We start from the raw sequence: 25,827 nt of genomic DNA, 5'->3' as shown, positions 1-25,827 counted from the left end.
GCGAATTACGACAACTGCAGCTGACCCCGCGCCCCGCCGATGACCTGCGTCATAGGCGGGGCGTCACGTTGTGTGCGCGTGGAGGGCTTTGGCCGGGGCCCGGTGGCGGGGCTACTGTCTGGCGCGTTTCCCCCAACGCCGGGGTCCGGCACCGGGGGAGCGGTCCATGTCCGCCAGCGGAAGGAGCGCGGCTCCTGTGGGGTCCCATCGTCGCCTTGTACCGTCCGGGTTCGACCGGGGCGCGGTCGCCCTGTGCGTCATGTCCGCCGCGGCAGCGGCCCTCGGAGCCGTACCGGCCCATGCCGCGCCGCACGAGGACACCCGTGCCGAGGTGGACCGCCTCTACGAGGAGGCGGAGAAGGCGACCGAGTCCTACAACAGGGCCGACGAGCGCGCCGACACGCTGCGCCGGCAGGTGACCGACGCCCAGGACCGGATCGCCCGGCAGCAGGAGCGCGTCAACGCCATGCGGGAGGAGCTCGGTTCGCTCGCCGGCGCCCAGTACCGCTCCGGCGGCATCGACCCCTCGCTGGCCCTGCTGTTCTCCGACGACCCGGACGACTACCTCGACAAGGCCGCCGCGCTCGACCGGATCGGCGCCCACCAGGCCGGGGAGCTGAAGGACCTCCAGGACGCCATGCGCGAGCTCGCCCAGGAGCGGGCCGAGGCCTCGCGGAAACTCGGCGAGCTGGAGCAGAGCCGCGAGGCCGTCGCCTCCCACAAACGCACCGTCGAGCGGAAACTCGCCAAGGCGCGGCAGCTGCTCAGCTCCCTGCCGCCCGCCGAGCGCGCCGCCTACGACCGCGCCTCCCGCTCGGGCCGCGACGACATGCCCGACCTCGGGGGCACCGTCCCCGCCTCGGGACGTGCCGCGGCCGCCGTCGCCGCCGCCCGTTCCGCCCTCGGCCGCCCCTACGTCTGGGGCGCCAACGGGCCCTCCGGCTTCGACTGTTCGGGTCTGATGCAGTGGTCGTACGGACAGGCCGGCGTCTCTCTGCCGCGCACCTCGCAGGCCCAGCGCAGCGCCGGGCGGCAGGTCCCGCTGTCCCAGGCCCAGCCCGGCGACCTGGTCACCTACCGGTCCGACGCCAGCCATGTCGGGATGTACATGGGCAACGGCCAGGTCATCCACGCGCCCTACCCCGGAGCCCCCGTGCGCTACGACCCGGTGGGCATGATGCCGGGCGCGACGGTCACCAGGGTCTGACCTGCTCCGATCAGGGGCCGTACGATCGGGAAGATGGCTGGTCGTAGACGTGCGTCGGGATCCGGAGTCGTGGCGCTCTGTCTGCTGCTCGTCTCCCTCGTCGGCTGCGGTGGGCAGCCCGCCACGAGCAGCGCGCGGGCCGAGGTGCAGAGTCTGCTCGACCAGCGGGCGGCGGCCCTTCTCGACCGCGACGAGACGGCGTACGCCGCCACGGGCGCGCGGACCGCGTTCGTCAATCTCCGGTCGGTCCCCCTCGCGGCCTGGTCGTACCGCCTGACCGGCCTGCACCGCACCGGGGAGACGGCCACCGCCGACGCCGAGTTGCGTTACCGCGTCAAGGGCGTGGACAAGGCCCCCGTCACCGTCGCCCGCACGCTGAAGCTCACCCTCGACGCCGGGGGGCAGTGGTACGTCGCCTCCGACGGGCCGAAGAAGAAGACCGGCGAGCAGCTGTGGGACCAGGGGGCGGTCACGGTCGTCCGGGGCGAGCACAGTCTCGTCCTGGGGGTCGGACAGTCCGGCGAGGCGCTGCGCCGGTACACGGATCTGGCGGACCGGGCCGTCCCGGCCGTGTCCCGGGCGTGGGGCACGGACTGGACCCGGCGGGTCGTGGTCCTCGTACCGAAGTCGCTGGAGGGGATGGCGGGGCTGCTCGGGTCGCCTGCCTCCTCGTACCGGGGGATCGCGGCGGTCACCACCGGCGAGGCGGGCGGGCCGGCGAAGGCGCCCGCGGACCGGATCATCGTCAACCCCGACGCGTACGGGCTGCTCGGCAGCGTCGGCAGACAGGTCGTGCTCACCCACGAGACGATCCATGTCGCCTCCCGTACCCACACGACCGCCGCGACCCCGCTCTGGCTCTCCGAGGGGTACGCGGACTGGGTCGGCTACCTCGGTACCGGTCGAACCCCCGCCCAGGTCGCGCCTGAGCTGTGGCGGGCGGTGCAGGAGGGGCACTTGCCGGCCGCGCTGCCCGCCGACGCGGACTTCGGCTTCAGCGGGGACGCGACATTGCTGGCGCGGGCCTATGAGGGCGGCTGGATGGCTTGCCGGATGATTGCTGAACGCTGGGGCGAGGAGCGGCTCGGTGCGTTCTATCGGGCCGTGGGGACGCATCAGAAGCGGGCGGGGGCGGTGGAGGAGGCTATGGCGGATGTGCTTGGGACGACGCCGGAGGACTTTACGGCGGACTGGCGGGACTACTTGAAGGTTCAGCTCGGTTGAGTGTGAGCCGGGTTGGCCGTTGTCGGGTGCGGGTTCCGCTCAGGAGGCTGACGTTGCCTTCGTGCGGGTCGCTTGTGTCGGCAAGGGTGGGGCCGTTGGGTCCGTCACCGTGGACTGCCATAGCTCCAGGGCCGCGAGCAGGGCCGCGATGACCAGGAGGCCGTTGCGGAGGAAGAGGAGGGTGGTGCCGAGGGCGTCGCTCACGACCACGTGTGAGAACCAGATCGGGAACTCCAGGACCGTCACAAAGGACGCCGCCAGGACCAGGCCGACGGGCAGGCTCATCCGGCTGGAGCGGAAGCACAGGCAGACGGCGCCGATGCCGACCAGCCACACCATGTACTGCGGGCTGATCACCCGGCTGGTGGCCGTGAACATCAGCACCGCCACGAACGCCGCGTCCGCGAGCGTGTACGGCAGGAAGCGGGTCGCCATCAGCCGCCACAGCAGCAGCCAGCCGAAGGCGATGCCGGTGAGGGCCAGGGCCGCGGTGCTGACGACGTTGACCCATGGGCCCAGGAACTCCACCGAGCCGTAGTTGAGCAGTACTTGGCCGTTCCAGCCGAACTGCCGGGCCACGTGGAAGACGAGGGAGCCCAGCGACTCCACCTCGGTGCCGCGGTTGCGCTGGAAGGTCAGGAAGGCGAAGGCGCCGGGCATCGCCACCGCGAACAGCGACGCCAGCGCCACGACGGTGACCGCCGCCGCACCCCAGGCCCGCCGCTTGACGGCACCCACAAGCAGCAGCGCCGGCCACACCTTGAGCATCGCGCCGAAGCCGACCAGGGTGCCCATCACGCGGGGATGCCGGGCGCCGGCGAGGAGCGCGGCCATCGCCACGGCCGTGACCATGACGTCGTAGCGGGCGTACACGGTCGGGCCGAGCAGCGGCAGGCCCGCCACCCACACCCAGGCGCCGCGCAGCGTCTTGCCGGGGCGCAGGCCGGCGTAGAGGAGCAGTGAGACGACCAGCAGGTCGGCCAGGAAGGCGAGGACGAGGAAGGCGCTCGCGTAGTCCAGGAAGGGCAGCAGCGCGGGGGAGAGGATCGCCAGGGCGGCGGCGGGCGGGTACTGCCAGGTGACGTCGTCGAGCGGGAAGGTGCCGGTGCGCAGCACCTCGTACCAGCCCTGGTAGATCACCGACACGTCGCTGGTGACGTCCGGACCCGGGAAGACGTACACCTTGAAGACGAAGAGCAGCAGCAACAGCCTGGTCAGGCCCCAGGTTCCCAGCAGCCCTGCCAGCGGCCACCTTCTGCCCGCAATGTCCACCGGAGCCCCTGTTCGTCCGCTTCCCGGGTGAGGGCCACATGATCTCCCGCAGGCCTGTGCGAGAGCCATGAAGCGCGGCCGGTCCTCCGGGCCTGGCCGGCGGATCCTGTCGGAGACGCGGGGCTTGGCACGCACATCTGCGGCGTTGTCGTCGACGTGATCCGCCGGCCAGGCCCGAGCTGTGAGCAGGCGTTGGATAGGCTCGGCCGCGATGCATAAGACGCTCATCGTGACGAACGACTTTCCGCCTCGCCCGGGCGGTATTCAGGCGTTCCTGCACAACATGGCGCTCCGGCTCGATCCCGAGCGGCTCGTCGTCTACGCCTCGACGTGGAAGCGGAGCCGGGAGGGCGTCGAGGCCACGGCCGCCTTCGATGCCGAGCAGCCCTTCACCGTCGTACGGGACCGTACGACGATGCTGTTGCCGACGCCGGCGGCTACCAGGAAGGCCGTCGGGCTGCTGCGGGAGCACGGGTGTACGTCCGTGTGGTTCGGGGCGGCGGCGCCGCTCGGGCTGATGGCGCCGGCGCTGCGGAAGGCGGGGGCGGAGCGGTTGGTCGCCACGACCCACGGGCACGAGGCCGGGTGGGCCCAGTTGCCCGCCGCGCGCCAACTGCTGCGCCGGATCGGGGAGTCGACGGACACGATCACCTACCTCGGGGAGTACACGCGCTCGCGGATCGCGACCGCGCTGACTTCGGAGGCGGCCGGGCGAATGGTGCAACTGCCGCCGGGGGTCGACGAGAAGACCTTCCATCCGGGGTCCGGGGGCGACGAGATCCGCGCCCACCTCGGGCTCACCGACCGGCCCGTGGTCGTCTGCGTCTCGCGGCTCGTGCCGCGCAAGGGGCAGGACACGCTCATCCTCGCCATGCCGCGGATCCTGGCCGCCGAGCCCGAGGCCGTGCTGCTGATCGTCGGCGGCGGGCCGTACGAGAAGGACCTGCGCAGGCTCGCGCGGGAGACCGGCGTCACCGACTCCGTCCGCTTCACCGGGGCCGTGCCCTGGTCCGAACTGCCCGCCCACTACGGCGCCGGGGACGTGTTCGCGATGCCCTGCCGGACCCGGCGCGGCGGCCTGGACGTCGAGGGGCTCGGGATCGTCTACCTGGAGGCGTCCGCGACCGGCCTGCCCGTCGTCGCCGGCGACTCCGGCGGGGCCCCCGACGCCGTACTCGACGGCGAGACCGGCTGGGTCGTGCGGGGCAGCTCGGTGGAGGAGGCGGCCGACCGGATCGTCACGCTCCTCGGCGACGCGGAGTTGCGCCGCAGGATGGGCGAGCGGGGGCGGCAGTGGGTCGAGGAAAGATGGCGGTGGGACCTGCTCGCCGAGAAGCTAAGAGAGCTTCTTTAGTCTTTGGGGGCGCGGGGCTGTATCGATTTGCGGCTCCGCCGCGTGGGCGCGATCAGCCACACACAACCCGCAGCCGCCCGCCCGCGCACCCTGCACCCCGGATGGCGCCCCTACTTCTGGTAGATCGCCTCGATCTCGTCCGCGAAGTCCTTCGCGACCACGTTGCGCTTGAGCTTCAGGGACGGCGTCAGGTGGCCCGACTCCTCCGTGAACTGGGCGGACAGAATGCGGAACTTCCGCACCGATTCCGCCTTCGACACCGCCGCGTTGCCGTCGTCGATCGCGGCCTGGATGGCCGCGTTCAGGTCGGCGTCCGCGCGCAGTGACGCCGCGGTGGAGCCCGCCGGCTTGCCGTGCTCGGCGGCCCAACGGCCCAGGAACTCCTCGTCGATGGTGATCAGCGCGCCCACGAACGGCCGCCCGTCACCGACGACCATGCACTCCCCGACCAGCGCGTGCGCGCGGATGCGGTCCTCGATCACGGCCGGGGCGACGTTCTTGCCGCCCGCGGTGACGATGATCTCCTTCTTGCGGCCGGTGATCCTGAGGTAGCCGTCCTCGTCGAGGGTGCCGATGTCACCCGTGTGGAACCAGCCGTCAGCCAGCGCCTCGGCGGTCGCGGCCTCGTTGTTCCAGTACCCCGTGAACAGGTGCTCGCCGTGCAGCAGCACCTCCCCGTCGTCCGCGATGCGGATCACCGAGCCGGGCAGCGGCTGGCCGACCGTGCCGATCTTCTGGCGGTCCCAGGGGTTGAAGGCGGTGGCGGCACAGGACTCGGTCAGGCCGTAGCCCTCCAGGACCGTGAAGCCGATGCCGCGGAAGAAGTGGCCAAGGCGCTCGCCCAGCGGGGCGCCGCCGGAGATCGCGAACTCGCCCTTGCCGCCGAGCACCGCGCGCAGCTTGCTGTAGACGAGTTTGTCGAACGTCTTGTACTTGATCTTCAGGCCGATGGACGGGCCCGCCGGGGTGTCCAGCGCGCGGCTGTACGCGATCGCGGTGTCGGCCGCCTTGTCGAAGATCTTGCCCTTGCCGTCCGCCTGCGCCTTGGCGCGCGCCGAGTTGTAGACCTTCTCGAAGACGCGGGGCACACCGAGGATCAGCGTCGGCCGGAACGAGGCCAGCTCGTCCGTGAGGTTCTTGATGTCGGGGACAAGCCCCAGCTTGATCGGCGCCATCATCGGCGCGACCTGCACGAGCCGCCCGAAGACGTGCGCGAGCGGCAGGAAGAGCAGGACCGAGCACTCACCGGTGCGGAACAGCGGCCGCAGCCGCTCCACGATGTTCCCGCACTCGGCGAAGAAGCTGCGGTGGGTGAGCACACAGCCCTTGGGCCGCCCGGTGGTGCCGCTCGTGTACACGATGGTCGCCGGGTCGTCGGCCTTGGCGAGCGAGCTGCGCTCCTCGACCGCCTCGTCGGTGAAGTCCTGCCCGACGCGTCCCAGCTCCTCCAGCGCGCCGGCCTCGATCTGCCAGACGTGCTTGAGGGCGGGCAGCCGGTCGCGCACCGACTCGACGGCCGCGGTGTGCGTGTCCAGCTCCACGACGCAGGCGGTCGCGCCCGAGTCGCTGAGGATCCACTGCACCTGCTCGGGCGAGCTGGTCTCGTACACCGGCACGGTGATCGCGCCCGCGCTCCAGATCGCGAAGTCGAGCAGCGTCCACTCGTAGCGCGTACGGGACATCAGCGCGACCCGGTCGCCCGGCTGGACACCGGAGGCGATGAGCCCCTTGGCCGCCGCCTGCACCTCCGCGAGGAAGGTGGTGGCGGTGACGTCCTGCCACGCACCGCCCGCCTTGCGGGCGATGACGGCGACATCAGGATGCTGCGCGGCGTTTCTGCGGACGATGTCTGTCAGATTGCCGTCCGCAGGGACCTCGTACAAAGCCGGAAGGCTGAACTCGCGCAAGACTGCTGCTCCTCATAGGGCGCCGGCGCCACGACGTTGTGTGATGCGACGGTCCGGTCCAAGACTCGGGCGGGCACCCAGAGAGATCGTTGTTGAAATCCTGAGTACGACTGGACTGCCCGGACGTTACCCGCCGGTATGGCCTCTTCGACAGGGGGGTCCGGCGAGATGTTCGCTGCGTCACACAGATTGGTGTTCCTCGCCGCACAGTAGTCCACCCATTTGACGACGTGCCAGTAACCGCAGGTCCGGCCGCCACTGTTCACGTACACCGCACACGCCTACCCTTGATCGTCATGGCACCCACACCGGCCGGTAACCGCCGGCAGCGCATTCATGTGGTCAGTGACGTGCACGGCAACGCGCGTGACCTGGCCAAAGCCGGCGAGGGCGCGGACGCGCTGATCTGCCTGGGCGACCTGGTTCTCTTCCTCGACTACGCCGACCACTCGCGCGGCATCTTCCCCGAGCTGTTCGGCGTCGAGAACGCCGACCGCATCGTCGAACTGCGCACCGCCCGCCGCTTCGAGGAGGCACGCGAGTTCGGGGCCCGGCTGTGGGCGGGCATCGGCTCGGACCGCGGGGCCGCGATCGAGAAGGCCGTGCGCAAGCAGTACGCCGAGATGTTCGCCGCGTTCCCGACACCGACGTACGCGACCTACGGCAATGTCGACATGCCGCCCTTGTGGCCGGAGTACGCCGCCCCCGGCACGACCGTCCTCGACGGCGAGCGCGTGGAGATCGGCGGCCGGGTCTTCGGCTTCGTCGGCGGCGGCCTGAAGACGCCGATGAGCACCCCGTACGAGATCAGCGACGAGGAGTACGCCGCGAAGATCGAGGCGGTCGGCGAGGTCGACGTGCTGTGCACGCACATTCCGCCGGAGGTCCCGGAGCTGGTCTACGACACGGTGGCCCGCCGCTTCGAGCGAGGCAGCCGCGCCCTCCTGGACGCGATCCGCCGCACGAAGCCCCGCTACTCGCTCTTCGGCCACGTCCACCAGCCGTTGGTGAACCGCATGCGGATCGGGGCGACGGAGTGCGTGAACGTGGGGCACTTCGCGGGCAGCGGGAAGCCGTGGGCGCTGGAGTGGTGAGCCCGATCGTCGAGAGACGCAGGTAGGGGGTGAAGTCGGCCGGACACGTGCGCGGTAGCCTTCACATCGCACCCACGTACACGTGACGCAGACCTCACACCGGCCCGCATCTGGAGGAGCCACCGCGATGGCGGAACACACCAGCTCGAGCATCACGATCGAGGCGGCACCGGCCGACGTCATGGCGGTGATCGCCGACTTCGCCCGCTACCCGGACTGGACGGGCGAGGTGAAGGAGGCGGAGGTCCTCAAGACGGACGCCCAGGGCCGCGCCGAACACGTCCGCCTCGTCATGGACGCCGGCGCCATCAAGGACGACCAGACCCTGGGCTACACCTGGACCGGCGACAACGAGGTCTCCTGGACCCTGGTCAAGTCCCAGATGCTGCGCTCCCTGGACGGCTCCTACATCCTCAAGCCGACGGGCACGGGAGCGACCGAGGTCACCTACCTGCTGACGGTCGACGTCAAGATCCCCATGCTGGGCATGATCAAGCGCAAGGCGGAGAAGGTCATCATCGACCGGGCGCTGGCGGGCTTGAAGAAGCGGGTGGAATCGGGCGAGAAGTAGGTGGCGCAGGAGGTACCTCTCCACGCCGGTCCAGACAACTCAGCCCGTCCGGCGTTTGAGGACGAGGCCCTTCGGGCCGAAAGCGGGGGTCTGGGGGCGCAGCCCCCAGGGACGGGACGGGAAGGGGCGGCGGGGGCGAAAATCGCAGTGCCCCGGCACAGGTACCGTCACCTCATGCGCACCATCCTGATCACGGGCCCGGGCGGCTCCGGCCGTACGACCGTCGCGGCGGCCACCGCACTGAAGGCGGCCGGAGAAGGCACCCGCACGTTGGTGATCACAGCCGACCGCACGGACACCCTGGGCACCGCCCTCGGGGTACGGACGGGCGCGACCCCGGTGCCGGCCTCCCCCAACCTCACCGCCTGGCGCCCCGACGCGGCCGAGTCATTCCGCGCGGACCTCACCGCCTTCCAGGGCCGAGCCTCATCCACCCTCGACTTCCTCGGCGCCTCCCGCCTGGACCCCGAGGAACTCACCCCCCTCCCCGGCGCCGAGGAACTCACCCTCCTGCGTGCCCTGCGCGACGCGGCCCTCTCGGAGAGGTACGACCTCCTCGTCGTAGACCTCCCGCCCACCCCGCAGGCCCTCGCCCTCCTCGCCCTCCCCGAGGAACTCCGCCGCTACCTCCGCCGCCTTCTCCCACCGGAGCGCCAGGCGGCGCGCGCCCTGCGCCCCGTCCTCGGCCGGCTCGCCGGCGTCCCCATGCCCGCGGAGTGGCTGTACGAGACGGCGGCCCGCTGGGACACGGAGCTGGCCGCGGTCGAGGCGGTCCTCGCCGATCGGAACACCTCCGTACGACTGGTCGCCGAGCCCGGCCCGGCCGGCGCCGAAGCCGTCGCCGTCGCCACTCTCGCCCTCGCCGTCCGCGGCCTGCGCCCCGACGTACTGGTCGCCAACCGGGTCCTGCCCGAGGCGGCCGACGACCCCTGGCTCGCGGGCCTCAACGCCCAGCAGCGCAAGACGCTCGACGAATGGCGCGAGGCCCACGACGTCCGCCCGGTCGCCCACCTCGGCCGCGATCCACACGGCCCCGACGACCTGGCCACGCTCGACGTGCCCGTCGTCAACGCGCCCCCTTCCACGGTCGAGTGGCCCGTCACCGACCGGCTCGCCGAGGACGGCGTGCTTGTCTGGCACATTCCGCTGCCCGGCGCGATACGGGACGACCTCGACCTCGTCCGCCGCGGCGACGAACTCGTCGTCACGGCGGGAGCGTTCCGCCGCATCGTGCCCTTGCCTTCCGCCCTGCGCCGTTGCACCGTGGACGGGGCGGCTCTGCGCGAGGGCGAGCTGCGTGTCCGCTTCGCGCCCGACCCGGATCTATGGCCGGAGACCCGGTGAAGCACCTGCGGCCGTTCGGGTAACGTCGTAGAGACGAACCGTAGTCAGGAGTCCGTCATGAGCGAAGAGCTCCCCCCGTCCGACGCCCCCGCCGAGCGCGAGGCGATCGACGAGGTGCGGGCCACCGACGCCGACGCCTGGGCCAAGGCCTGTGCCGAGGATCTGGAGGCCGAGAAGGCCCGCCGCCGCGCCGAGTACGGCCCGCCGCAGACCTCGGCCGCCGAGGAGCTGCGCAAGCTCGTCGACGCCGTCGCCGACAAGCTGTCGACGATCCAGTCGCCGCTGCTCGGTGCCGTCGCCCAGGGTGCCGCACAGCAGATGGTGCAGCAGGTCGTCCAGCAGGCCAAGGCCGCCGTCGAGCCCGTCATAGAGCGCAACCCGGACGTCTTCGACCACCTGGCGGCGGCCGGCAACGAACTCCTCGCCGCCTACCGCTCGGCCGTCCAGGCCCAGGAGCAGCGCTGGACGACCCGGACGACCGGCGAACACGACCTCAGGAACCTCGACGACCGGGGCGACGACTCCGGCCCCGGGGAACGCATCGACTTGGACTGACGGCCCGGTCCCATGAGGCCGCAGGGCCCGCCCACAGGCCGGACGACGGGAACCTGACGGCAGGGCCTCGGGTACGGTTGGCCGTAGCGGGGCTCGACCGAAACTGAGGGATTCATGGGACTCACCATCGGCGTCGATATCGGCGGCACGAAGATCGCGGCCGGTGTGGTCGACGAGGAAGGCAACATCCTCTCGACGCACAAGGTGCCGACCCCGGGCACGCCCGAGGGCATCGTGGACGCCATCGCCGCTGCAGTCGACGGAGCACGCGCCGGGCACGAGATCGTCGGCGTGGGCATCGGTGCCGCCGGATACGTCAACCGTCAGCGCTCCACGGTCTACTTCGCGCCCAACATCGACTGGCGCCAGGAGCCGCTGAAGGAGAAGGTCGAGGCCCGCGTGGGCCTGCCCGTGGTCGTGGAGAACGACGCCAACGCCGCGGCGTGGGGCGAGTACAAGTTCGGCGCCGGCAAGGGCCACCGCAACGTCATCTGCATCACGCTCGGCACCGGCCTGGGCGGCGGCATCATCATCGGCAACAAGCTGCGCCGCGGCCACTTCGGGGTGGCCGCCGAGTTCGGCCACATCCGCATGGTCCCGGACGGCCTCCTGTGCGGCTGCGGCTCGCAGGGCTGCTGGGAGCAGTACGCGTCCGGCCGTGCCCTCGTCCGCTACGCCAAGCAGCGTGCCAACGCCACCCCCGAGGCCGCCGAGGTGCTGCTCTCCCTCGGCGACGGCACCCCCGACGGCATCGAGGGCAAGCACATCTCCATGGCCGCCCGCCAGGGCGACCCGGTCGCCGTCGACTCCTACCGCGAGCTGGCCCGCTGGGCCGGCGCCGGCCTCGCCGACCTGGCCTCCCTCTTCGACCCGTCCGCCTTCATCGTCGGCGGCGGCCTCTCGGACGAGGGCGAGCTGGTCCTCGACCCGATCCGCAAGTCGTACAAGCGCTGGCTGGTGGGCGGCAACTGGCGCCCGGTCGCCGACGTGATCGCCGCCCAGCTGGGCAACAAGGCGGGCTTGGTGGGCGCGGCGGACCTGGCGAGGGAGCCGGACCCGATCATGTGACCCGCCGTACGGCTGGATGTGATGAGCCCGCCGCGCCCCACCCCGGGGTGGCGGGCTTCGTCATATCTTGATCGGTATGGAGACGAGCCGGCTGCTGCCCAACTCCCAGACCGAATCCGACGGTTCAGCCGTCATCCGCGTCCTGAGCTACAACATCCGCTCGATGCGCGACGACACGGACGCCCTGGCCCGGGTGATCAGGGCCTGCGCCCCGGATCTCGTCCTAGTCCAGGAGGCGCCGCGTTTCTTCCGCTGGCGCAAGAAACTGGCCCGGCTCGCCGCCGCGTCCGAGCTGGTGATCCTCACCGGCGGGGCCACGGCCGCAGGCCCCGCGCTGCTGTGCTCGCTGCGGGCGACGGTCGAACGCACGGAGGACATCCTGCTGCCGCTGACGCCCGGCGAGCACCGGCGCGGATTCGCGACCGCGGTCGTACGGTTCGGGGGCGCCCGGCTGGGCGTCCTCAGCTGTCATCTGAGCCTGCGGCAGGACGAGCGGTACGAGCAGGGCGGCATGCTGCTCGACCGGCTGGCCGGCATGGGCGTCGAGCACGCGATCGCGGGCGGCGACCTCAACGACCGCCCCGACGGCCGCACCTTCAAACGCCTGGCCGCCGACCTCCAGGACTGCTGGGCCACGGCCCCCTGGGGCAGCGAGCACACCTGGACGCCCGGCAACCCCTTCCAGCGCATCGACGCGATCTTCGCGACACCGGGCGTCGAGGTACTCGGCTGTGGGGTGCCGCTCGGCCACCCCGGCGTGAGCGAGACAGATTTGAGGGCGGCCACGGACCACTTTCCGGTCCTGGCCGCCCTCAAGGTGCCCGCGAACTAAAGGTGCCCGCGAACTAGACGACCGCTCCCCGTCCCGGATCCCCGTCGTCCTCGTCATCCGTGCGCATCCGCATCACCAGCGTGGCGAAGCCGCCCAGGAAGCCGCCGACGCCGACCGTGGCCAGCCACCACGTCATGTCCCAGCCGAGCACGATGGCGAGCAGCAGCAGGATCGGGCCGCCGATCACCGCGAGCCAGGCGAACTTGGCGGTCGCGTCGGCGGTGGGCAGCGGTGGCGGCTCCGGCGGGACGAAGTGGCCCTCGTCGTCCTCGTCGAAGTCGTCTTCGGTCGCGTCGGCGGTGGAGTAGTCGCGGGGGCCGACGCCGGGCGCGAAGGAGACCGAACCGCCCAGCGGCTTGGCCGGGGCGGCCTTCTCCTTGGTGTCACCCTTGTCCGGCGGCGCCTCGGTCTTGTCGTCCTTGACGGTCTCCTCTGTCTTGTCCGGCTGCTTGCCGTCGGGCTTGTCGTTGGTCTCCGGTTCCAGCAGCGCCAGGTCCTCGACCGACTTGAACGGCTTGGCGCCTGGCGGGTCCGGCGGCTCCTCGCCGTAACCGGCGACGATCGCCGCCCAGGCGGCCTCCTCGTCGAAGGGGACGCCCTGCTCTTCCGGCTCGCGGTCCTCGCGGTCGGAGTCGTGCTCAGCCACCTGCGGCCGTCCCTTCCTTGCCGACACTGGGTGCGAGCCGGCCGATGAAGGCGTAGCTCTCCTCGAAGATCCGGTCCGCGTCGTGGTCCAACGTCGCGACGTGGTAGCTCTGTTCCAGCACGACCTCTGTTACGTCCCGCGAGGAGACCCGGCTCAGCACTCGCGCCGAATCGGCCGGCGGCACCACATGGTCCTGCGCGCTGTGCAGAAGCAGCAGCGGCTGTGTCACTTGCGGCAGTTCGCCGTCGACGGTGCGGAAGAAGATCCGCAGGGAGTGCGCGGCGTGCAGCGGCACCCTGTCGTATCCGACCTCCTCCGCGCCCTCCTTGGCGATGTCGCTGGTGATCCCCTTCGTCGTGGGGACGATGTGCCGGAGCACCGGAAGGGCGGACGCCGCGAGGCCGTGCACCTTGTTGCCCGGGTTGACGAGCAGGACGCCGGCGACCGCGTCCCCGTGCTTGGCGGCCAGCCGCAGGGCGAGTGCGCCGCCCATCGACAGGCCGGCCACGAACACCTGTGAACAGCGCTCGCTCAGGGCGCGCAGCTCCCGGTCCACCTCCGCGTACCAGTCCTGCCAGCCGGTGAGCCGCATGTCCTCCCAGCGGGTGCCGTGCCCCGGCAGCAGCGGCAGTGAGACGGTCAGACCGCGATCGGCGAGATACCGCGCCCAGGGACGCAGCGACTGCGGGGAACCGGTGAAGCCGTGACAGAGGAGGATGCCGACCTCCCCGCCCTCATGGCGGAACGGCTCGGCTCCAGGAAGGACCGGCACCACGGTCTCCTGTTCATGAGGTCGATTGCAGGTACTTCACGGTACGCGACCGCACTGACACCGACCAGGGTCGTCGGGGTCTTTGACGGTGCTCCGGGTTAAGGTCTGATCTACATACACGGGAGGCAGTCGGTTGTTGTACGGCGCGATGAAGGTTGCTGTCGGGGGGCCGTTGAAGGTCGCCTTCAGGCCCTGGGTGGAGGGCCTGGAGAACATCCCCGCCGAGGGCCCCGCGATCCTGGCGAGCAATCACCTCTCCTTCTCCGACTCGTTCTTCCTGCCCGCGGTCCTGGACCGCAAGGTCACCTTCATCGCGAAGGCCGAGTACTTCACGACCCCCGGCATCAAGGGCCGTATGACCGCCGCCTTCTTCAAGGGCGTCGGCCAGCTCCCCGTGGACCGCTCCGGCGGGCGCGGCGCCGGTGAGGCCGCCATCAAGAGCGGTGTCGACGTCATCGAGCGCGGTGAGCTGTTCGGCATCTATCCGGAGGGCACCCGCTCGCCCGACGGCCGCCTCTACCGCGGCAAACCCGGCGGCCTCGCACGCGTGGCGCTCGCCACCGGAGCGCCGGTCATCCCGGTCGCCATGATCGACACCGAGAAGATCCAGCCGCCGGGGAAGGTGATGCCGAAGCTGATGCGCCCCGGCATCCGGATCGGCAAGCCGCTGGACTTCAGCCGGTACAACGGCATGGAACACGACCGTTTCGTGCTCCGAGCGGTGACCGACGAGGTCATGTACGAAATCATGAAGCTCTCCGGCCAGGAGTACGTCGATATCTACGCGACCGCCGCCAAGCGGCAGATCGCCGACGCGGCGAAGGCCGAGAAGCAGGCGCTCAAGCAGGCCGAGAAGGCAAAGGAAGGGTCCGGCTCCTAGACACGGGGCCGGGGGGTGCGTGAGTGAGCCGGAGGGGCGCGCCGGTGTCGAGAGGTCGAGCGCGCGGAGGCCCGAAGGGCTGAGCACGGTCGGGCTCTCGACACCGGCTGGAGCGCCCCGGAGGCGAACGAGCCAGAAAAGAGGGGGATGGGGGAAATGGCCAAGCGGGAACGCGTCATGCGGATGTCCGTCGAGCAGCCGCTGTGGCGTGCGCTCAGCGCCTACCGCGTGCTGACCATGCTGTACGCGATCGGTCTGTTCGCCACGGCCTACGACGAGTTCGTCCGCCCCTGGGTCGCCATCGCGTACTACGTCGTCCTGTTCGTCTGGACGCTCGCCACCCTCCCCAGGGTCGCGAGCGCGGCGGCCTGCACGAAGCGTTTCCTCGCGGTGGACCTGACCATCGCCCTCGTCGGCATCCTGCTCACCAGGTTCGCCGACTCACCGGAGCGGATCGACGCCGGCGGTCCGACGCTGCCGTCGATATGGACCGCGGGCGTGGCGCTGGCGTTCGCCATCAAGGGCGGCTGGCGCTGGGCGATCTTCGCCTCCACACCGGTCGCCGTCGCCAACCTGATCCACCGCGGCTCCCCGGCCCGCGACACCGTCCACAACGTGATCCTCGTCTGGGTCGCCTCCATCGCCATCGGCTACGTCGTCGAGGTCGCCCGCGCCTCCGAGCGCACCCTCGCCCGCGCCCTGGAGATCGAGGCCGCCACCCGCGAACGGGAGCGGCTCGCCCGGGACATCCACGACGGTGTCCTCCAGGTGCTGGCGATGGTGCAGCGGCGCAGCGTCCTGTTGGGCGGCGAGGCGGCCGAGTTGGGCCGGATGGCCGGCGAGCAGGAGGTCGCGCTGCGCATGCTGGTCTCCGGCGGCCTCGTCCCGCTGTCCCGGGTGTCGGAGGACGCCGCCGAGGGAGCGGTCGTACGCGCTGTCGAGGAGCCCGACGACGACGGGCCCCTGGATCTGCGCGCCCTTCTCGCCCCGTACGCCGCCGCGAAGGTCAGCTTCGCCGAGCCCGGCGCCCCGGTGCCGCTGCCGGCGCCCGCGGCGAAAGAGCTGGCCGCGGCTGTCGGGGCGGCCCTGGACAACGTGCGCAGACATGCCGGCGAGGGCGCCCGGGCCTGGATCCTGGTCGAGGACGAACCGGACGAGATCATCGTGACCGTACGGGACGACGGGCCCGGCATCCCCGAGGGGCGGCTCGCTCAGGCCGAGGGCGAGGGGCGGCTCGGGGTGGCCCTGTCGATCAGGGGCCGGCTGCGTGAGATCGGCGGCAGCGCCGAGGTGATCTCGGTGCCGGGGCAGGGCACGGAGGTCGAACTGAAGGTGCCGAAGGACGCGAAGAACGCGCGGGGGAAGGCGGAGAAGCGATGAGTGAGCAGCAGGGCGCGATCAAGGTCATGGTGGTCGACGACCACCCCATGTGGCGCGATGCCGTCGCCCGTGACCTGGCCGCCTCCGGCTTCGAGGTGGTCGCCACCGCCGGTGACGGGGAGCAGGCCGTGCGCCGGGCCAAGGCGGCCGCGCCGGACGTCCTCGTGCTCGACCTCAACCTCCCCGCGAAGCCCGGCGTCCAGGTCTGCAAGGAGCTCGTCGGTGCCAACCCGGCACTGCGCGTCCTGGTCCTGTCGGCGAGCGGCGAGCACGCCGACGTACTGGAAGCCGTGAAGTCCGGTGCGACCGGCTATCTGCTGAAGTCGGCGTCGACCGAGGAGCTGCTGGACGCGGTGCGTCGTACGGCGGTGGGCGACCCGGTGTTCACGCCCGGCCTCGCCGGGCTCGTCCTCGGCGAGTACCGCCGCCTCGCCTCCGACCCGGCGCCCGCCGCGGACGGCGACGGGCCCAAGGCCCCGCAGCTCACCGACCGCGAGACCGAGGTGCTACGGCTGGTCGCCAAGGGCCTGAGCTACAAGCAGATCGCCGAGCGCCTCGTCATCTCGCACCGCACGGTCCAGAACCACGTCCAGAACACCCTGGGCAAGCTCCAGCTGCACAACAGGGTGGAACTCGTGCGGTACGCGATAGAGCGCGGGCTTGACGACGAGTAAACCAACCGCCCGACGATTCACCGGAATTGCCCTTCCCGCCCATCCCTGAGTGACCTGGATCACTATTAGCGTGACCCTCACCAGGCATCCGCGGTGAAGGGACATTTCCATGCGAGTCGGAGTACTGACCGGAGGCGGTGACTGCCCCGGGCTCAACGCCGTCATCCGGGGCATCGTCCGCAAGGGCGTGCAGGAGTACGGCTACGACTTCGTCGGCTACCGGGACGGCTGGCGCGGGCCGCTCGAAGGGGACACGGTCCGCCTCGACATCCCGGCGGTACGCGGCATCCTGCCCCGCGGCGGCACCATCCTCGGCTCCTCGCGCACCAACCCCCTGAAGCAGGAGAACGGCATCCGCCGTATCAAGGAGAACCTCGCCAAGCAGGAGGTCGACGCGCTCATCGTGATCGGCGGCGAGGACACGCTGGGCGTGGCGGCGAAGCTCTCGGACGAGTACGGCGTGCCGTGCGTCGGCGTCCCGAAGACCATCGACAACGACCTGTCCGCCACCGACTACACCTTCGGCTTCGACACCGCCGTCGGCATCGCGACCGAGGCGATCGACCGCCTGCACACCACCGCCGAATCGCATATGCGCGTCCTCGTCTGCGAGGTCATGGGCCGGCACGCGGGCTGGATCGCCCTCCACTCCGGACTGGCCGGCGGCGCCAACGTCATCCTCATCCCCGAGCAGCGCTTCGACGTCGACCAGGTGTGCGCCTGGGTGACGTCCCGCTTCAAGGCGTCGTACGCGCCGATCGTGGTCGTCGCCGAAGGGGCGATGCCCAAGGAGGGCGACATGGTCCTCAAGGACGAGTCCCTCGACTCCTTCGGGCACGTGCGCCTGTCCGGGGTCGGCGAATGGCTGGCCAAGGAGATCGAGAAGCGCACCGGCAAGGAGGCCCGCACCACGGTCCTGGGCCACATCCAGCGCGGCGGCACGCCCAGCGCCTTCGACCGCTGGCTCGCCACCCGCTTCGGACTGCACGCCATCGACGCCGTCCGCGACCGCGACTTCGGCAAGATGGTCTCCCTGCGCGGCACGGACATCGTCCGCGTCCCGATCTCGGAGGCCACGGCCAAGCTGAAGACGGTGGAGCCGAAGCTGTACGAGGAGATCGGCGTCTTCTTCGGCTGACGGCTGGCTCTTCGGCGCCGGTCGGGCAATCTCAGCCCGTCCGGCGTTTGAGGACGAGGCCGTTCAGGCCGAAGCGGGGGTCTGGGGGCGGCAGCCCCCAGGGGGCGCGGGCGGCGCGGTGCGGTCGTATATTCGGCCTTGACCGGATAATTCCGGCACACCCCCGGAGGGTTCCGTGGAGATTCTCGCCTTCGGCGTGCAGGCCGACGAACGCCCCCTGATCGAGAAGGCCTTCGCCGACCACCACGAGGTCCGCTGCCTGGGCGTCTTCCTGAACGAGGACACCGCCCCCATCGCGGCCGGCTACGAGATCATCTCCACCAGCGTCAACTGCGGACTCGGAAACCGTGTCCTCCAGACCCTCACGGCCGGCGGCACGCAGCTGATCGCCCAGCGCTCCACCGGCTTCAACAACATCGACCTCCAGGTCGCCGAACGCCTCGGTATGACGGTCGCCCGGGTGTCGTACTACTCGCCGTACTCGGTCGCGGAGTTCGCCTGGACCCTCGGCATGGCCGTCAACCGCCGTATCGTCCGCGCCTCCAACCGGACCCGCGACTTCGACTTCCGCCTCGACGGTCTGATGGGCCGCGACATGCACGGCCGCACCGTCGGCATCCTCGGCACCGGCAAGATCGGCGAGGCGTTCGCCCGGATCGCCCACGGCTTCGGCATGCGGCTGCTCGGCTGGGACGTCGCCGAGAACCAGGCCTGCGTGGACCTCGGCATGCGCTACGTCCCCAAGGACACGCTCCTCGCCGAATCCGACCTGGTCAGCCTGCACGTCCCGCTCATGCCGGAGACCCAGCACCTCATCGACGCAGGCGCCCTCAAGGCGATGAAGGACGAAGCGATCCTGGTCAACTCCAGTCGCGGCGGCCTCATCGACACCGCGGCCCTCGTCGCCGAACTGCGCGAGGGCCGCTTCACGGGCGTGGGACTGGATGTGTACGAGGCGGAGGCCGGCCTGTTCTTCCTCGACAAGTCCCTGGAGGCCATCGAGGACGACACCCTGGCCCGCCTGGTCACCTTCCCGAACGTCCTGGTCACCTCCCACCAGGCGTACTACACCGAGGACGCCGTCGGCCAGATCATCGACGCCACGGTCCAGAACGTCCTCGACTACAGGGCCGGCCGCCGCTCCGAGAACGTACTCGTGCCGCTCAGCTGACCGACCAGGTCCCGTACGACGCCGGGGCCGTCCAGCGTCAGCACCGACTCCGGGTGGAACTGAACGCCGGCGAACCCGGGTCCCCGTACGGCATGCACCTCACCCGAGGAACTCCGGCTCACCTCGACGTCGTGCGCGGCCAGCTCGGCCGCCGCCTCGTCGTCGCAGCGGGCGACGAAGCTGTTGTAGAAGCCGACGGTCTCCCGTTTCCCGAACAACTCGATCTCCGTCTGCGCCCCCTGGTACGGCACTTCCTTCCGTACGATCTCCAGCCCCAGCTCGGCCGCGATCAGCTCGTTCCCGAGACAGACGCCGAGGACGCCGTGCCGGTGCTCACGGATCACCCGGGCGGTCAGCTCCCGCAGGAACCGCATCTTGGGATCGGCGAGGTCGCACGGGTCACCGGGGCCGGGCCCCAGGACCACCGGTCCCTCGTGCGCGAGCACGGCCTCCCGCAGCCCCGGCTCGTCGTAGCGCCGGACGGTGACGTCCAGACCGCTGGACCGCAGCACATGCGCGAGCATCGCCGTGAAGGTGTCCTCCGCGTCCACGACCAGGGCGTGCCCGGAGAGCTCCGCTCCCTTTTTGGGGGCTTCCTGCATCCGCAGCCAGAAAGGGGCGAGGGAAGCCCGACGCCCGTCGAGTGCGGCACGCACGCGTGCGTCGTCGGCGAGACGCACGCGCGCGTGCTCCTCACGCGGCCGTGACGGTCGTACGCCCAAAGCCGCGAGCACCCCCGCCGCCTTCGCGTGCGTCTCAGCCACCTCGCTCGCCGGATCCGAACCGCGGACGAGGGTCGCGCCGACCGGGACGCGCAGGTGTCCCTCGGAGGAGATGTCGGCGGTGCGGATGAGGATGGGGGAGTCGAGGGTCTGGGCCCCGCCGCAGTCGCGGCCGATCAGCGCCAGCGCACCGGCGTAGTACCCGCGTCCGCCGACCTCGTGCCGCTCGATGACCCGGCAGGCGTTCTGCACGGGCGAGCCGGTGACGGTCGCCGCGAACATCGTCTCCTTCAGGACCTCCCGCACATCCAGCGAGGAACGGCCGCGCAACTCGTACTCGGTGTGCGCGAGATGGGCCATCTCCTTCAGCCGGGGGCCGACGACCACCCCGCCCATGTCGCCGACGGTGCACATCATCTTGAGCTCCTCGTCGACGACCATCGACAGCTCCTCGATCTCCTTGCCGTCGGCGAGGAAGTCCAGCAGGTGCTCGGGGGTGGGCCCTTCGGCCGGATAGCGGTACGTCCCGCTGATCGGGTTCATGACGACCGTGCCGCCGGACATACGGACGTGCACCTCGGGGCTGGCGCCGACCAGGGTCCGCCCGCCCGTCTCCCGCCCCCGCCCTTCCAAGGAAGGCCCTTCGGGCCCTTTCTGATTTCCGGTGTGGACGACGAACGTCCAGTACGCGCCCCGCTCCCCGGTCAGCAGCCGCCGGAACAGTGCGAGCGCGTCGGCCCGTCCGAACCCCGGGAGCTCACCCTCGTACGTCCGCCGGATCACGAAGTTGGCGCCCTCGCCCGCGCCGATCTCCTCCCGCAGCACCCGCCCGACGATCCCGGCGTACTCCTCGTCCGCCACGTCGAAGCCACCGCCCTCGACCCGCACCTCGTGCGCCGGGAGCTGGGCGAGGGCCTGCTCCAGGGGGAGGGTGTGGGTCTCCTCGGGGATGAGCGCGGCCAGCGGTGTGCCGTCGTCGCGGACGTCGAAGCCGCGCTCACGGATCTGGCGGAAGGGGATGAGGGCGAGACTCTCGTCGGGGAGGTCGGCGAGGCGGTCGTACGGGGTGACCGGGCCGATCAGCACCTCGATCAGGTCGTGGTCGTGACCGGGGGTGCGGCGGCGCAGCAGGGCGAACGGGCGGGGATCGTCCAGCAGGTCGAGCAGGTTCATCGGTCCTGTTCCTTCTCACTGAAGGAGGAACGGACCCCGGAAACACCGAAGGCCGCCCCTCGGGCGGCCTTCGCGAAGTCTTGCGTACGCGCAGTCAGTGGGCCGCCGGATGAGCGGTCCACCACCAGTTCTGGGTCGAGTGCGCGAACATGCGACGCACCTTACCCCACGCCCACCTGAGCGTGCGTGCGTCTCACCTGTCGAGCCGTGCGAAAACGACTCGACACGACCCCGTAATGTTGAGGGCGTGACCGTGAACGCTAAGACCAGCGCGAGCGCTGGCAACACCTGGCGAGACCTGCCCGCGGCGCAGCAGCCCGAGTACCCCGACACCGAGGCTCTGCGCGCAGTCGTTGCGGAGCTGGAGTCGTATCCGCCGCTCGTCTTCGCGGGCGAGTGCGACCAGCTGCGCGCCCGGATGGCGGCCGTCGCCAAGGGAGAGGCGTTCCTGCTCCAGGGCGGCGACTGCGCCGAGGCCTTCGACGCGGTGTCCGCCGACCACATCCGCAACAAGCTGAAGACCCTGCTGCAGATGGGCGCCGTCCTCACGTACGCCGCCTCGGTGCCGGTCGTGAAGGTCGGCCGGATCGCCGGCCAGTACTCCAAGCCGCGCTCCAAGGGCACCGAGACCCGCGACGGCGTGACCCTGCCGACCTACCGCGGCGACTCGGTCAACGGCTTCGACTTCGACGAGAAGTCCCGCGTCCCGGACCCCGAGCGCCTGAAGCGGATGTACAACGCCTCCGCCTCCACGCTCAACCTGGTGCGTGCCTTCACCACCGGCGGCTACGCCGACCTGCGTCAGGTGCACGCCTGGAACCAGGACTTCGTCCGCTCGTCCCCCTCCGGCCAGCGCTACGAGCAGCTCGCCCGCGAGATCGACCAGGCGCTGAACTTCATGCACGCCTGCGGAGCCGATCCGGAGGAGTTCAAGACCGTCGAGTTCTACTCCTCGCACGAGGCGCTGCTGCTCGACTACGAGTCCGCCCTGACCAGGGTCGACTCCCGCACCGGGCACCTGTACGACGTCTCCGCGCACATGGTGTGGATCGGCGAGCGCACCCGGCAGCTGGACCACGCGCACATCGAGTTCGCCTCGAAGATCCGCAACCCGATCGGCATCAAGCTCGGCCCGACGACCACGGCCGAGGAGGCGCTGCAGTACATCGAGCGCCTCGACCCCGAGCGCGAGCCGGGCCGGCTGACCTTCATCGTGCGGATGGGCGCGGACAAGGTCCGCGACAAGCTGCCCGAGCTGGTCGAGAAGGTCTCCGCCTCCGGCGCGACCGTCGCCTGGATCACCGACCCGATGCACGGCAACACCTACGAGGCGGCCTCCGGCCACAAGACCCGCCGCTTCGACGACGTGCTGGACGAGGTCAAGGGCTTCTTCGAGGTCCACAAGGGCCTGGGCACCCACCCGGGCGGCATCCACGTCGAGCTCACCGGCGACGACGTCACCGAGTGCGTGGGCGGCGGCGACGAGATCTTCGTCGACGATCTGCACCAGCGCTACGAGACGGCCTGCGACCCGCGTCTGAATCGCAGCCAGTCGCTTGACCTGGCCTTCCTCGTCGCGGAGATGTACAGGGACCAGTAACCGGTTCACCTGTTACAGGAGCGTTTAGTGGGGCGCGGATCACATACGATCCGCGCCCCGCAGCACTTTTACAGCACCTGCGCGGCGGGTAAGGTTAGGTTAGCCTCACCGATCCATCGGGATGGCACGACTTCTTCGATCCCGCTCGGGAGGTGACCCGCGTGTACGTCTGCAACTGCTTCGGCGTGACCGAGGCGCAGGTCATGAAACACGCGGACGGCGGTGCCTGCACCCCTCGCCAGATCGCGTCGGCCTGCAAGGCGGGCACGGACTGCGGCTCGTGCGTACGCCGTATCCAGGCGCTGCTGGGCAGAGATGCCTGCCCGCGCCGTGAGCTGGCCGACCGGGGTAAGCCGGTGCTCGCCGAACTGGCGGAACTGGAAGACGCCGCCTGACCGTCGACCGGCCGTCGCCTAGCTGGGCTGCTCGATCTGCTGTGCGAGGTAGAGCGCCTCGCCGAGACTCTCGATGAGCTCCAACTGCGTGTCCAGATAGTCGATGTGGTGCTCCTCGTCCTCAAGGATCTCCTCGAAGATGTTGGCCGACGTGACGTCGCTCTTCGCGCGCATCACTTCGATACCCCGCTTGAGCCGGTCGATCGCCTCGACCTCCACCTGCCGGTCCGCCTGGAACATCTCGGTGACCGTCTGGCCGACCCGCACATGGAACAGCCGCTGGTAGTTGGGCAGACCGTCCAGCATGAGGATGCGCTCGGTGAGCTTGTCCGCGTGCTTCATCTCGTCGATGGATTCTTCACGCGTGTACTTGGCGAGCTTCGTCCAACCCTTGTTGTCCTGGATGCGGTAGTGCAGCCAGTACTGGTTGATCGCTGTCAGCTCACCGGTGAGCTGCTCATTGAGAAACTCGAGGACCTCGGGGTCGCCCTGCATCGCAGAGGCTCCTTCCAAGCAGAGGGAAAGGCGGGATGCGCCGCATCCTTGCACCGGCTCCGAAGATCGTCCAGTAAGTGCATGCTTAGTAAGTAAGTACAGCCTTAGTGGTAGTTGCCCGAATTCGGACAGGCCTGGTCAGATGCACCGTCCGGGGTCTGTCAGGATGGAGGCATGGGTCAGCCGGTGGAGCGTGAAGAGGGAGAAGCAGCGCCGTCCGAGCTTCCGCCGGGGCAGCGAGTGCAGCGTGGTTGGCCGGTCACGCACTACGGGCCGGTGCCCAAGTTCCGGCCCGAGCGCTGGGAGTTCAGGGTCTTCGGCGCCACCGCCGACGGTGAGAAACACTGTTGGAACCACGAGGAGTTCACGGCCCTGCCGTACGACTCCGTGGTGGCTGATTTGCACTGTGTGACGAAGTTCAGCATGCTCGGCGCCGAGTGGGGCGGCATCCCCGCCCGGACCATCCTGGAGATCGCCCCGCCCGCACCCGCCGTCACCCATGTGATGGTGTGGGCGGAGTACGGCTTCAGCTCCAACCTGCGCCTCGATGACTTCGCGTCCGAGCACACGATCTTCGCCACCCACAAGGACGGCGAACTCCTCACCGCCGAGCACGGCTTCCCGCTCCGCCTCGTCGTCCCCCATCTGTACGCCTGGAAGGGGCCCAAATGGGTCCGTGGCGTCGAGTACATGACCGCCGATCGCCGCGGCTTCTGGGAGGAGCGCGGCTACCACAACGTCGGGGACCCCTGGCGGGAGCAGCGCTACTCGTACCAGGAAGAGCCCGGGGACGGCCCCGAGCTCTGACTCCCGGCGCCTGCCTCAGTGGTACTGGTGCACCACCGCGTGACCCTTGCCACGGCCGATCGTCCACTTGTTGACGGGCGTCGTGATCACGAAGGCGGCCGCGAGGGAGATCGCGAGTGCCGCCCAGAACAGCAGGTCGCCGAGTTCCGCGTCCATCGCGTCCGGCCACAGCGCGATCACGCTGTTGTCGATCAGCTCCATCACGGCGATCGACAGGGTGTCCGCGGCCAGCGCGACCCGGACGGCGGTGCGCAGGCCGACGCCCGCCTTCAGCACTCCCCGCAGGGTGAGCAGGTAGCCGAAGAAGAAGGCGAGCACGATCGCCAGGACCAGCGTCGGAACGTTGCCCCAGCCGAACGCGGTGCCGATCACCATGCCGAGCACCTCGCCGATGGCACATCCGGTGAGGCAGTGAAGGGTGGCCTGGACGGCCGTAGCCCAGGTCGCGGCGGGCTGGTGGTGGTGCGCGTGTGCCGCGTGCGCCTCGTGCTGCATGAGTACCCCCAAAGTCAGGTCACGGTTGCTGCACCCAGCAGGAACCGTATACCCCCATGGGGTATTCCCTCACGCGTTTTGGAGGGTCGGCCTGGGTCAGATGTCCCGCAGCTTCTTCAGCCGCTCCACATCCGCGGCATTCCCCTCCTTGCCGCCGGGCGTCTCGATGACCAGCGGTACGCCCTTTGTCGCGGGGTGGGTCATCAGCGCCCGGAACGGGTCCTCGCCGATGTGCCCGGAGCCGATGTTCTCGTGCCGGTCCTTGTGGGCGCCGACCACGTCCTTGGAGTCGTTGGCGTGGACCAGCTTCAGCCGGCCCTCGCCGACCGTGTCCACCAACAGATCGAGCATCTGGTGCATTCCGCTCGGCCCGGTCAGATCGTGTCCGGCGGCGAAGATGTGGCAGGTGTCCAGGCACACGCCCAGCTTCGGATGGGCGTCCAACGCCTCGAAGTACGGCCCGAAGTCCCAGGTGCGGGAGCACAGGGAGGCACCCTGACCGGCGGTCGACTCCAGCAGCAGGAACGGGTCGTCGTCATGGGTGAGCTCGTCGAGCAGCGGCAGCATGAACTCCCGTACCTGCGCGAGCGCGACGGACCGCTCCCGCCCGCCCGTCGCACTCCCGGTGTGCACGACCACGCCAAGCGCACCGATCTCCCGCCCGCGTCGCAGCGAGTGCCGCAGCGACTCCACCGACTTCTCGACGGTCGCCTCGGTGTGCGAACCGAAGTTGATCAGATACGGGGCATGGACGTACGCCGGGATCGACGCCTCCGCACAAGCCGCCCGGAACTCCTCGTCCTGCCGCGGATTCCCGGCGGGCGTCGCCCAGCCACGCGGGTTGGCGACGAAGACCTGCACGGTCTCGGCCTTCAGCTCACGGGCGTACGACAGCCCTACGGAGTTGAGGCCACCGGCCACGGGGACATGGCCGCCGACGGGGTTGCGGAGCTGCGTACTGGTCACATGACCAGGGTGTCATGCGGCGCGGGGGACCCGGTCGGCGGATCCCGTACGGGCTCCCGTCGGCGGATCTCGTACGGGCTTCCGC

Annotated in this window: 26 protein-coding genes; 17 read left to right on the top strand and 9 right to left on the bottom strand. The window is 70.3% G+C overall.

The window, feature by feature from the left end; all coding sequences use genetic code 11:
• Window positions 1–196 precede the first annotated feature (196 nt).
• A complete protein-coding gene (locus AC5DRG_RS14410) occupies window positions 197–1,207 on the top strand; it encodes a C40 family peptidase (protein WP_491810852.1) in 1,011 nt (336 codons plus the stop codon).
• 33 nt (window positions 1,208–1,240) lie between these two features.
• A complete protein-coding gene (locus tag AC5DRG_RS14405) occupies window positions 1,241–2,431 on the top strand; it encodes a hypothetical protein (RefSeq protein ID WP_491810850.1) in 1,191 nt (396 codons plus the stop codon).
• A gap of 39 nt (window positions 2,432–2,470) precedes the next feature.
• On the opposite strand, the gene AC5DRG_RS14400 is transcribed toward AC5DRG_RS14405, so the two are convergent.
• Window positions 2,471–3,703, bottom strand: coding sequence for a glycosyltransferase 87 family protein (locus AC5DRG_RS14400; RefSeq protein ID WP_491810848.1), 1,233 nt, complete (start codon window positions 3,701–3,703; stop codon window positions 2,471–2,473).
• Between the two features lie 211 nt (window positions 3,704–3,914).
• Here AC5DRG_RS14400 and AC5DRG_RS14395 point away from each other — a divergent pair, with 211 nt between their 5' ends.
• On the top strand, window positions 3,915–5,057 hold the full coding sequence (locus AC5DRG_RS14395; RefSeq protein WP_491810846.1) for a glycosyltransferase family 4 protein: 1,143 nt from the start codon (window positions 3,915–3,917) through the stop codon (window positions 5,055–5,057).
• A gap of 110 nt (window positions 5,058–5,167) precedes the next feature.
• On the opposite strand, the gene AC5DRG_RS14390 is transcribed toward AC5DRG_RS14395, so the two are convergent.
• The gene (locus AC5DRG_RS14390; protein ID WP_491810845.1) at window positions 5,168–6,964 is read right to left on the bottom strand and encodes an AMP-dependent synthetase/ligase; all 1,797 of its coding nucleotides are present in this window, start codon (window positions 6,962–6,964) and stop codon (window positions 5,168–5,170) included.
• A gap of 338 nt (window positions 6,965–7,302) precedes the next feature.
• On the opposite strand from AC5DRG_RS14390, the gene AC5DRG_RS14385 reads away from it, so the two are divergent.
• From AC5DRG_RS14385 to AC5DRG_RS14360, 6 genes are all read left to right on the top strand, one after another.
• Window positions 7,303–8,058: a metallophosphoesterase family protein gene (locus AC5DRG_RS14385; RefSeq protein WP_491813037.1), complete on the top strand. Its 756-nt coding sequence runs from the start codon at window positions 7,303–7,305 to the stop codon at window positions 8,056–8,058.
• A gap of 127 nt (window positions 8,059–8,185) precedes the next feature.
• A complete protein-coding gene (locus tag AC5DRG_RS14380) occupies window positions 8,186–8,629 on the top strand; it encodes an SRPBCC family protein (protein ID WP_491810843.1) in 444 nt (147 codons plus the stop codon).
• Between the two features lie 174 nt (window positions 8,630–8,803).
• Window positions 8,804–9,973 (top strand): ArsA family ATPase, encoded by a 1,170-nt coding sequence (locus AC5DRG_RS14375; RefSeq protein WP_491810842.1) that lies wholly within the window; start codon window positions 8,804–8,806, stop codon window positions 9,971–9,973.
• Between the two features lie 57 nt (window positions 9,974–10,030).
• On the top strand, window positions 10,031–10,528 hold the full coding sequence (locus tag AC5DRG_RS14370; RefSeq protein ID WP_491810840.1) for a DUF5304 domain-containing protein: 498 nt from the start codon (window positions 10,031–10,033) through the stop codon (window positions 10,526–10,528).
• Between the two features lie 114 nt (window positions 10,529–10,642).
• Window positions 10,643–11,596, top strand: coding sequence for an ROK family glucokinase (locus tag AC5DRG_RS14365; RefSeq protein WP_491810838.1), 954 nt, complete (start codon window positions 10,643–10,645; stop codon window positions 11,594–11,596).
• A 76-nt stretch (window positions 11,597–11,672) separates the two neighbouring features.
• Window positions 11,673–12,428: an endonuclease/exonuclease/phosphatase family protein gene (locus AC5DRG_RS14360; protein WP_491810836.1), complete on the top strand. Its 756-nt coding sequence runs from the start codon at window positions 11,673–11,675 to the stop codon at window positions 12,426–12,428.
• Between the two features lie 13 nt (window positions 12,429–12,441).
• Here the strand turns inward: AC5DRG_RS14360 and AC5DRG_RS14355 are convergent, their stop codons facing one another.
• The gene (locus AC5DRG_RS14355; RefSeq protein WP_491810834.1) at window positions 12,442–13,074 is read right to left on the bottom strand and encodes a hypothetical protein; all 633 of its coding nucleotides are present in this window, start codon (window positions 13,072–13,074) and stop codon (window positions 12,442–12,444) included.
• Window positions 13,067–13,846, bottom strand: a complete 780-nt coding sequence (locus AC5DRG_RS14350; protein ID WP_491810833.1) for an alpha/beta hydrolase — start codon at window positions 13,844–13,846, stop codon at window positions 13,067–13,069. Before AC5DRG_RS14350 ends, AC5DRG_RS14355 begins: the two co-directional genes overlap by 8 nt.
• Window positions 13,847–13,979: 133 nt before the next feature.
• Between AC5DRG_RS14350 and AC5DRG_RS14345 the strand changes: the two genes are divergently transcribed.
• The 5 genes from AC5DRG_RS14345 to AC5DRG_RS14325 all read left to right on the top strand — a co-directional run bounded on the left by AC5DRG_RS14345 (window position 13,980) and on the right by AC5DRG_RS14325 (window position 19,089).
• On the top strand, window positions 13,980–14,726 hold the full coding sequence (locus tag AC5DRG_RS14345; RefSeq protein WP_491810831.1) for a lysophospholipid acyltransferase family protein: 747 nt from the start codon (window positions 13,980–13,982) through the stop codon (window positions 14,724–14,726).
• 156 nt (window positions 14,727–14,882) lie between these two features.
• On the top strand, window positions 14,883–16,106 hold the full coding sequence (gene macS / locus AC5DRG_RS14340; protein ID WP_491810829.1) for a MacS family sensor histidine kinase: 1,224 nt from the start codon (window positions 14,883–14,885) through the stop codon (window positions 16,104–16,106).
• Window positions 16,103–16,780 (top strand): response regulator, encoded by a 678-nt coding sequence (locus tag AC5DRG_RS14335; protein ID WP_491810827.1) that lies wholly within the window; start codon window positions 16,103–16,105, stop codon window positions 16,778–16,780. Before macS ends, AC5DRG_RS14335 begins: the two co-directional genes overlap by 4 nt.
• 109 nt (window positions 16,781–16,889) lie before the next feature.
• Window positions 16,890–17,918 carry a 6-phosphofructokinase gene (locus tag AC5DRG_RS14330; protein WP_491810825.1) on the top strand — a complete coding sequence of 343 codons (1,029 nt, stop codon included), beginning with the start codon at window positions 16,890–16,892 and terminating at the stop codon, window positions 17,916–17,918.
• Between the two features lie 175 nt (window positions 17,919–18,093).
• Window positions 18,094–19,089 carry a 2-hydroxyacid dehydrogenase gene (locus AC5DRG_RS14325; RefSeq protein ID WP_491810824.1) on the top strand — a complete coding sequence of 332 codons (996 nt, stop codon included), beginning with the start codon at window positions 18,094–18,096 and terminating at the stop codon, window positions 19,087–19,089.
• Here AC5DRG_RS14325 and AC5DRG_RS14320 read toward each other — a convergent pair.
• Window positions 19,041–20,984: an anthranilate synthase family protein gene (locus AC5DRG_RS14320; protein WP_491810822.1), complete on the bottom strand. Its 1,944-nt coding sequence runs from the start codon at window positions 20,982–20,984 to the stop codon at window positions 19,041–19,043. The genes AC5DRG_RS14325 and AC5DRG_RS14320 overlap by 49 nt on opposite strands.
• 94 nt (window positions 20,985–21,078) lie before the next feature.
• Window positions 21,079–21,135 (bottom strand): trp operon leader peptide, encoded by a 57-nt coding sequence (locus tag AC5DRG_RS14315; protein ID WP_071528813.1) that lies wholly within the window; start codon window positions 21,133–21,135, stop codon window positions 21,079–21,081.
• A 96-nt stretch (window positions 21,136–21,231) separates the two neighbouring features.
• Here AC5DRG_RS14315 and AC5DRG_RS14310 point away from each other — a divergent pair, with 96 nt between their 5' ends.
• Together AC5DRG_RS14310 and AC5DRG_RS14305 are read left to right on the top strand one after the other, a co-directional pair.
• Window positions 21,232–22,584 carry a class II 3-deoxy-7-phosphoheptulonate synthase gene (locus tag AC5DRG_RS14310; RefSeq protein ID WP_491810820.1) on the top strand — a complete coding sequence of 451 codons (1,353 nt, stop codon included), beginning with the start codon at window positions 21,232–21,234 and terminating at the stop codon, window positions 22,582–22,584.
• Between the two features lie 152 nt (window positions 22,585–22,736).
• Complete coding sequence (locus AC5DRG_RS14305) at window positions 22,737–22,979, top strand: (2Fe-2S)-binding protein (protein ID WP_491810818.1); 243 nt, start codon at window positions 22,737–22,739, stop codon at window positions 22,977–22,979.
• 18 nt (window positions 22,980–22,997) lie between these two features.
• On the opposite strand, the gene bfr is transcribed toward AC5DRG_RS14305, so the two are convergent.
• Complete coding sequence (bfr, locus tag AC5DRG_RS14300; protein ID WP_491810816.1) at window positions 22,998–23,474, bottom strand: bacterioferritin; 477 nt, start codon at window positions 23,472–23,474, stop codon at window positions 22,998–23,000.
• A gap of 174 nt (window positions 23,475–23,648) precedes the next feature.
• Between bfr and AC5DRG_RS14295 the strand changes: the two genes are divergently transcribed.
• Window positions 23,649–24,281 (top strand): sulfite oxidase-like oxidoreductase, encoded by a 633-nt coding sequence (locus AC5DRG_RS14295; RefSeq protein WP_491810815.1) that lies wholly within the window; start codon window positions 23,649–23,651, stop codon window positions 24,279–24,281.
• Window positions 24,282–24,296: 15 nt separating this feature from the next.
• On the opposite strand, the gene AC5DRG_RS14290 is transcribed toward AC5DRG_RS14295, so the two are convergent.
• Window positions 24,297–24,776, bottom strand: a complete 480-nt coding sequence (locus tag AC5DRG_RS14290) for a DUF4396 domain-containing protein (protein ID WP_491810813.1) — start codon at window positions 24,774–24,776, stop codon at window positions 24,297–24,299.
• Window positions 24,777–24,872: 96 nt separating this feature from the next.
• On the bottom strand, window positions 24,873–25,742 hold the full coding sequence (locus AC5DRG_RS14285) for a deoxyribonuclease IV (protein WP_491810811.1): 870 nt from the start codon (window positions 25,740–25,742) through the stop codon (window positions 24,873–24,875).
• Window positions 25,743–25,827: the final 85 nt, after the last annotated feature.

It is taken from the genome of Streptomyces sp. JLBG701 (genome assembly GCF_058544905.1).
Note: the sequence above shows the minus strand (reverse complement) of the source record. Positions and strands in the feature narration are given on the sequence as shown.

Bases quoted from the DNA above. Each gene is read 5' to 3' on its own strand.
- AC5DRG_RS14405 (WP_491810850.1), top strand. From the start codon at position 1,241: ATGGCTGGTCGTAGACGTGCGTCGGGATCCGGAGTCGTGGCGCTCTGT.
- AC5DRG_RS14395 (WP_491810846.1), top strand. From the start codon at position 3,915: ATGCATAAGACGCTCATCGTGACGAACGACTTTCCGCCTCGCCCGGGC.
- AC5DRG_RS14380 (WP_491810843.1), top strand. From the start codon at position 8,186: ATGGCGGAACACACCAGCTCGAGCATCACGATCGAGGCGGCACCGGCC.
- AC5DRG_RS14375 (WP_491810842.1), top strand. From the start codon at position 8,804: ATGCGCACCATCCTGATCACGGGCCCGGGCGGCTCCGGCCGTACGACC.
- AC5DRG_RS14370 (WP_491810840.1), top strand. From the start codon at position 10,031: ATGAGCGAAGAGCTCCCCCCGTCCGACGCCCCCGCCGAGCGCGAGGCG.
- AC5DRG_RS14365 (WP_491810838.1), top strand. From the start codon at position 10,643: ATGGGACTCACCATCGGCGTCGATATCGGCGGCACGAAGATCGCGGCC.
- AC5DRG_RS14360 (WP_491810836.1), top strand. From the start codon at position 11,673: ATGGAGACGAGCCGGCTGCTGCCCAACTCCCAGACCGAATCCGACGGT.
- macS (WP_491810829.1), top strand. From the start codon at position 14,883: ATGGCCAAGCGGGAACGCGTCATGCGGATGTCCGTCGAGCAGCCGCTG.
- AC5DRG_RS14335 (WP_491810827.1), top strand. From the start codon at position 16,103: ATGAGTGAGCAGCAGGGCGCGATCAAGGTCATGGTGGTCGACGACCAC.
- AC5DRG_RS14330 (WP_491810825.1), top strand. From the start codon at position 16,890: ATGCGAGTCGGAGTACTGACCGGAGGCGGTGACTGCCCCGGGCTCAAC.
- AC5DRG_RS14320 (WP_491810822.1), bottom strand. From the start codon at position 20,984: ATGAACCTGCTCGACCTGCTGGACGATCCCCGCCCGTTCGCCCTGCTG.
- bfr (WP_491810816.1), bottom strand. From the start codon at position 23,474: ATGCAGGGCGACCCCGAGGTCCTCGAGTTTCTCAATGAGCAGCTCACC.
- AC5DRG_RS14295 (WP_491810815.1), top strand. From the start codon at position 23,649: ATGGGTCAGCCGGTGGAGCGTGAAGAGGGAGAAGCAGCGCCGTCCGAG.
- AC5DRG_RS14290 (WP_491810813.1), bottom strand. From the start codon at position 24,776: ATGCAGCACGAGGCGCACGCGGCACACGCGCACCACCACCAGCCCGCC.